The sequence below is a fragment of the Pseudomonas sp. JV245A genome, assembly GCF_032424515.1.
Classification (GTDB): Bacteria; Pseudomonadota; Gammaproteobacteria; order Pseudomonadales; family Pseudomonadaceae; genus Aquipseudomonas; species Aquipseudomonas protegens.
Window position 1 is genome coordinate 1 of the sequence record NZ_VYKE01000217.1, and the last position, 6,060, is coordinate 6,060.

Annotated in this window: 3 protein-coding genes; 1 reads left to right on the plus strand and 2 read right to left on the minus strand. The window is 68.5% G+C overall.

The features are described 5' to 3' along the window. Positions 1 to 188 precede the first annotated feature (188 nt). Positions 189 to 3,461, plus strand: coding sequence for an acetyl-CoA carboxylase family protein (locus F6S12_RS29050; RefSeq protein ID WP_315869634.1), 3,273 nt, complete (start codon positions 189 to 191; stop codon positions 3,459 to 3,461). A 33-nt stretch (positions 3,462 to 3,494) separates the two neighbouring features. Here the strand turns inward: F6S12_RS29050 and F6S12_RS29055 are convergent, their stop codons facing one another. Both F6S12_RS29055 and F6S12_RS29060 read right to left on the minus strand, forming a co-directional pair. Next, positions 3,495 to 4,811, minus strand: a complete 1,317-nt coding sequence (locus tag F6S12_RS29055) for a DUF6687 family protein (protein WP_315869635.1) — start codon at positions 4,809 to 4,811, stop codon at positions 3,495 to 3,497. 48 nt (positions 4,812 to 4,859) lie between these two features. After that, on the minus strand, positions 4,860 to 6,060 hold a 1,201-nt coding region (locus tag F6S12_RS29060; protein ID WP_315869636.1), incomplete at its 5' end, for an MFS transporter.

Here is a 6,060-nt window from a genome sequence, read left to right on the forward strand (position 1 = left end):
GCTCAAGCCCGATGCGCCCCAGGACCCGCATGCCCTGGCAGCCTGGTGCCAGGAGGTGATGGCCGCCTACAAGGTGCCGCAGATCCGCCTGGTGGCCAGCCTGCCCATGACCGCCACCGGCAAGGTCAAGAAGAACGAGCTGGAACAACAGCTCTGAGCCCTTCCTTTTCAGCATTGCGAGAATTGCCATGTTCCAGAGTCTGTTGATCGCCAATCGCGGCGAGATCGCCATCCGTATCGCCCGGGCCTGCGCCGACCTGGGCGTTCGCAGCGTCGCGGTATTTGCCGAGGACGACGCGGCCAGCCTGCACACGCGCAAGGCCGATCTGGCCCTGCCCCTCAAGGGCCGCGGGGTGGCGGCCTACCTCGACCGCCAGCAACTGATCGCCCTGGCCCTGCAACAGGGCTGCCAGGCTATTCACCCGGGCTACGGCTTTCTCGCGGAAAACCCCGACTTTGCCCGGGGCTGCCTGGAAGCCGGGCTGACCCTGATCGGCCCCGGCCCCGAGGTGCTGCAACTGTTTGGCGACAAGGCCGCGGCCCGTGCCCTGGCCGAAGATTGTGGGGTGCCCTTGCTGGAGGGCATCAACCGAGCAGTCAGCCTGGAACAGGCCGCAGCCTTTCTCGAACGCCATGGCGCGGTGATGCTCAAGGCCCTGGCCGGTGGCGGTGGCCGGGGCATGCGCGCGGTCACCGAGGCCGGGCAACTGCAGCAGGCGTTCATCCGTTGCCAGTCCGAAGCCCAGGCGGCCTTCGGCAATGGCGCGCTGTATGTCGAACAACTGCTGCAGCGGGCGCGGCACATCGAGATCCAGGTGTTGGGAGACGGCAGCGGCGCGGTCAGCCACTTGTGGGAGCGCGATTGCAGCCTGCAGCGCCGGCACCAGAAGCTGGTGGAAATCGCCCCCAGCCCGGACCTTGCCCCGCAATTGCGCCAGCAGTTGATCGACGCCGCCCTGGCCCTGGCCGCGCGAGTGCGTTACCAGGGCATTGGCACCTTCGAATTCCTTCTCGACCAGGAACACCCGGGGCGCTTCTATTTCATGGAGGCCAACCCAAGGATCCAGGTGGAGCACACGGTGACCGAGGCCATCACCGGCGTCGACCTGCTGCACACCCAACTGCGCCTTGGCGCGGGCGCCTCCCTGGCCAGCCTGGGCCTGAGCCGGCCACCAGAGCCTCAAGGCTTTGCCGTGCAGGCGCGGATCAACCTGGAACAGCCCCTGGCCGATGGCGGCAGGGGGCCGGTGGCCGGCACCCTCAGTGCCTATGAAGCCCCCAGCGGGCCCGGGCTGCGGGTCGACGGCTACGGCTATGCCGGTTACCCGGTGAACCCCGGCTATGACTCGCTGCTGGCCAAGCTGATCGCCCAGGGTACGGATTTTCCCGCGGCCCTGGGCCGGGCCTATCGTGGGCTTTGCGAGTTTCGCCTGGAGGGCGTGCCGAGCAACCTGGGGCTGTTGTTGAACCTGTTGCGCCAGCCGGCGGTGCTGGACTATCAGGTGGACACCAGGTTCGTCGAAGCCCATTGGGCCCAGTTGCTGCAAGATTGCGCCGGGCAACACCGGCCGATGTTCTTTGCCCGGCAGGCCGCCACTGCGCAGAGCACTCGCAGCGATGTCCAGGCGCCCCCGGGCACGGCGGCGCTGAACGCCCCGAGCACCGGGGTGCTGGTGAGCCTGGAAGTGGCCGTGGGTGATGAGTTGCGGATTGGCCAGCGGGTTGCGGTGCTGGAAGCGATGAAGATGGAGTTCGAGGTCAAGGCGCAGAGCAGCGGTATCGTCCGGGCCTTGGCCGTCCAGGTTGGCGAGGCACTGGGCGAAGGCCAGCCCCTGCTCTTTCTGGAGCCGGCGGAGTTTGCCGACCAGGGCCAGCACAGCGAAGAGCAACTGGACCTGGCACTGATTCGCGCCGACCTGGCCGAAGTCCGCGAACGCCATGCCTTGCTGGAGGATGCCCAGCGTCCGGAGGCGCTGGCCAAGCGTCGCCGCAACGGCCAGCGCACCGCCCGGGAGAACCTCGAGCACCTGCTGGACCCGGGCAGTTTCATGGAGTACGGCGCCATGGCCCTGGCCGCCCAAAGGCGTCGGCGCAGCGTCGAGGAGTTGCAGGCCCTGAGCCCGGCGGATGGGCTGGTGGGAGGCATAGGTACGGTGAATGCCGGGCTGTTCGACGGCCAGGACGCCCGTTGCCTGGCCCTGGCCTACGACTACACGGTGTTCGCCGGCACCCAGGGGGTGATGAACCACAAGAAGACCGACCGCCTGCTGAGCCTGGCCCAGGAATGGCGGCTGCCGGTGGTGCTGTTTGCCGAAGGCGGCGGTGGCCGGCCCGGCGACAGCGACTTTGTCGGGGTCGCCGGCCTGGATTGCCATACCTTCGCCGCCATGGCCCGGCTGTCCGGCTGGGTGCCCACGGTGGGCATCGCCTCGGGGCGCTGCTTTGCCGGCAATGCCGCCCTGCTCGGCTGCTGCAACCTGATCATCGCCACCCGGAACGCCACCATCGGCATGGCCGGCCCGGCGATGATCGAAGGCGGCGGCCTGGGCAGCTTCACCCCGGAACAGGTGGGCCCGGTGTCGGTACAAGGCCCCAACGGAGTGATCGACGTGCTGGTGGCCGACGAAGCCGAGGCCGTGCAGGTGGCCAAACAGTACCTGAGCTATTTCCAGGGGCCGCTCAAGGACTGGCACTGCGCCGACCAGCGTGAGCTGCGGCATTTGATTCCGGAAAACCGCCTGCGGGTCTACGACATCCGCCGGGTCATCGAGACCCTGGCCGACCGCGACAGCGTGCTGGAGTTGCGCCGGCAATTCGCCCCGGGGCTGATTACCGCGCTGATCCGCGTCGAAGGCCGGGCCTTTGGCCTGCTGGCCAACAACCCGGCGGTGCTGGGCGGCGCCATCGACGCCGCGGCCGGGGACAAGGCCGCACGTTTCATGCGCCTGTGCGAAGCCTTCGGCCTGCCGCTGGTGTCCCTGTGCGACACCCCGGGGTTCATGGTGGGGCCGGAGTCGGAGCAGCAGGCCACGGTACGCCATGTGTCACGGATGTTTGTCAGTGCCGCCAGCCTCACGGTGCCGTTCTTCACCCTGGTGCTGCGCAAGGGCTACGGCCTGGGCGCGCAGGCCATGGCGGCCGGCAGTTTTCACAGCCCGTTGTTCACCGTCGCCTGGCCCAGCGCCGAGTTCGGCGCCATGGGCCTGGAAGGTGCGGTGCGCCTGGGCTTCTCCAAGGAACTGGCGGCCCAGCCCGACCCGCAGTCGCAACAGGCGCTGTTCGACAAGCTGGTGGCCAAGGCCTACGCCCGGGGCAAGGCGCTGAACATGGCCAGCTACCTGGAGATAGACGCGGTGATCGACCCCCTGGAAAGCCGAGCGTGGCTGCTGCGTGGCCTGCAGGCCGCACCGCGCCCGGTGCCCTGGGCCGAGCGCGCGCAGGGTTTTGTCGATACCTGGTAGCCCTGCCCCTCCATCGTAGGAGCGGGCCGCTGCTCAGGCGTTGGCATCCCAGGCGACTGGGGCTTGTTCGAGGAACTGGCGCAGCTCGGCCAGCAGGGTGCTGCTGGCGTGGCTGCTGGGCCGGCTGGCGACAAACCTCAGGGCCGGCATGATTTCCTGCACGCCGTCGTAGTGCCATTGCCCCGGGGTGCGTTCGGCTTCCTGCAGGGCCCGGGCGAAGATCGCCAGGTCGCGCCGGGGCCGGGCAATGCCGCTGATGCGCTCGACCCAGCTCTCGTAGCGCTGGCGAATCTCCACCCGCCCCTGACGGACCATGGCCAGCACCCCGCAACGGCTGCGGTTGTGCACCGCCACCGGCGACAGGCCGCAATATTCGCCCAAACCGTCCCAGCCCTGCTCGGGCAGGACAAACACCGCCAGATCAATGCCCGGGTACTCCTCGATCACCGTGCCCGGATCGGCCAGCAGCGCCTCGCTGCGTTGCAGCGCGAGCATGGCCGGAGCGTACAGGGGCGCATAGCGCCAGGTGTTGTCGAGTACATCGGCCATCTGCGGCAGCAGCGCGGCGAAGCGTGTCAGCAATTGCCGGTCGTTGCTGGCCTGTGGGTCGATGCGCACCCGGGCCGCCAGGGCATGCAGGGCAAAGGCGCAGTGCAGGGCCTGGGCCGAAGTGCCCCGGGAGAAATCACCGAGGCGGGCAATATCAATCAGCAACTGGCGGTGCCCCAGGGCATGCTCCGGCGCCAGGAAGGCATACACCGAGGCCAGCCCGTCGAGGTCGAAATGATCGCTGGTGATCACCTGCGCCCGGTCCACCGTCAACCCCTGCTGGAGAAAGCCCAGGGCACTGGTGGTGGAGAGATTGGCCTTGTGCTCGACAGGCGTCTTGTTCGTCGGCCAATGGGACAGGGTCAGCAGGGTCGCCGGGGTATCGATGGAGTCCAGGGAAATGTTCTCGCGGTGTGTGCTCTGGCCCAGGGGCAGGAAGCCATAGCGGCTTTGCCGGCCCAGGCGCAGGGCTGGCAAATCCAGCTCCAGGGGCGGGGCCGGCGTTGCCACCGGCCATGGGGGCGCCGCCGGCGCAGGCGCGGTTGCACGGGTCAATTCGCCCTGCCCGCCCAGGCGATAGCCGAGCTGGCAGATATTCTCCCGGCGCAGGTCCCAGGGGTTGCCGTTGCACACCGCGCAGCCGGGCCCGCCGACAACGCTGAGCAAGTCAGTGAAGCGGTTGTCGGCAATGCCGATCACCCTTCCCCCCAGCTGCCTGAGCTGCAGGTGGTGCAAGTGCGGGGCCAGCCCCGGATCGAGGATCAAGGCCGGTTGCGGCGCATCAGTGGCAAGGCTGTTCATCGTGGTTTCCTTACAGGTCAATGACGCCAGGCGCACGCCCGACAGGGTTCAGGCTTGGGCCAGGTGCGGTGAACCGTTGCGCCGCACCTGGCGCACCGAGACAAACAGCAGCGCCGACAGCCCGGCGTACAGGCCGAACAGCCAGGCCGCAGCCTGGGCCGCGCCAGCAGTCCCGCCCGTGGAGGTCAGGCCTGCCAGGTTGACGATCATTCCCGCCAGCGCCGCCCCCAGGGCAGTGGCCACCAGTTGCACCGTGGTAATCGAGGCGCCGGCCAGTTCCTTCTGATCCTGCGGGGCCTGTTCCAGAACCCGGGACAGCAGGTGCGGCCAGGCCAGGCCGATACCGACGCCCACCAGCAGCATGGCCAGGCACACCGCCCCCAGGCTCAGGGCCGGGGTGGCGGTGGCAGGCATGAACAGGCAGGCCAGGAGCAGCCCGGCCACCACCAGGAACGGTCCGATGGCAATCGCCCGGGCCGCGCCCCGCGGGTCAAGGCCTGAGCTGAAGATCGCCCCCAGGGTCCAGCCGGCGGCCATCAGTGCGGCGATATAACCTGCCAGCAACGGCGTCTGCTGATGCAGCACCTGCAGGAACAGCGGTACGAAGACCTCGCTGGTCATGCCCACCACCAGCAGGGCCATGGAAATGTACAGCGCCAGCAAGGCACTCCCGGCCTTCAGGCTATTGCGCGGCAACAAGCGCGCGCCGTCGCGGTTCTCCAGAGCGAATACCGGCACCAGCAGAACCAGCCCGGCTCCCAGCCCCAGGGCGTTGTACAGCGGCGATGGGGTGATGCTGCCGATGGAAATGGCCAGTACCACGGCGGTCAGCAACAGCAGTTGCAGGGCGGGAATCGGGCTACGGGGCGCGCTTTCCCGACTCTTGCCCGGCAACAGTGCAACAGCCAGCAGCATGAACAGCAAGGTGCAGGGCAGCAGCACCCAGAACGCCGCGCGCCAGGCCCCATGTTCGGCGAAAATTCCGCCGACCGCCGGGCCGATCAGGGTCGCTGCGCCCCACATGGCGGAAATCAACGCCATCGCCCGGGGCCACAGCGGCTCGTCGAACACCAGGCGGATCATGGCGTAGGGCAAGGCGAACAGCAGGCCGCCCCCCAGCCCCTGGACGCTGCGCCCGAGGATCAGCCCGCCCATGTCCGCCGCCAGGGCGCACAGGCTGCAACCGAGCATGAACACCAGGCCCGCCAGGCCGTACGCGGCTTTGGGCCCCAGGAGCGCCAGGGCCCGG

Coding starts and splice junctions, on each gene's coding strand:
- F6S12_RS29050 (WP_315869634.1), top strand. CDS start 189: ATGTTCCAGAGTCTGTTGATCGCCAATCGCGGCGAGATCGCCATCCGT.
- F6S12_RS29055 (WP_315869635.1), bottom strand. CDS start 4,811: ATGAACAGCCTTGCCACTGATGCGCCGCAACCGGCCTTGATCCTCGAT.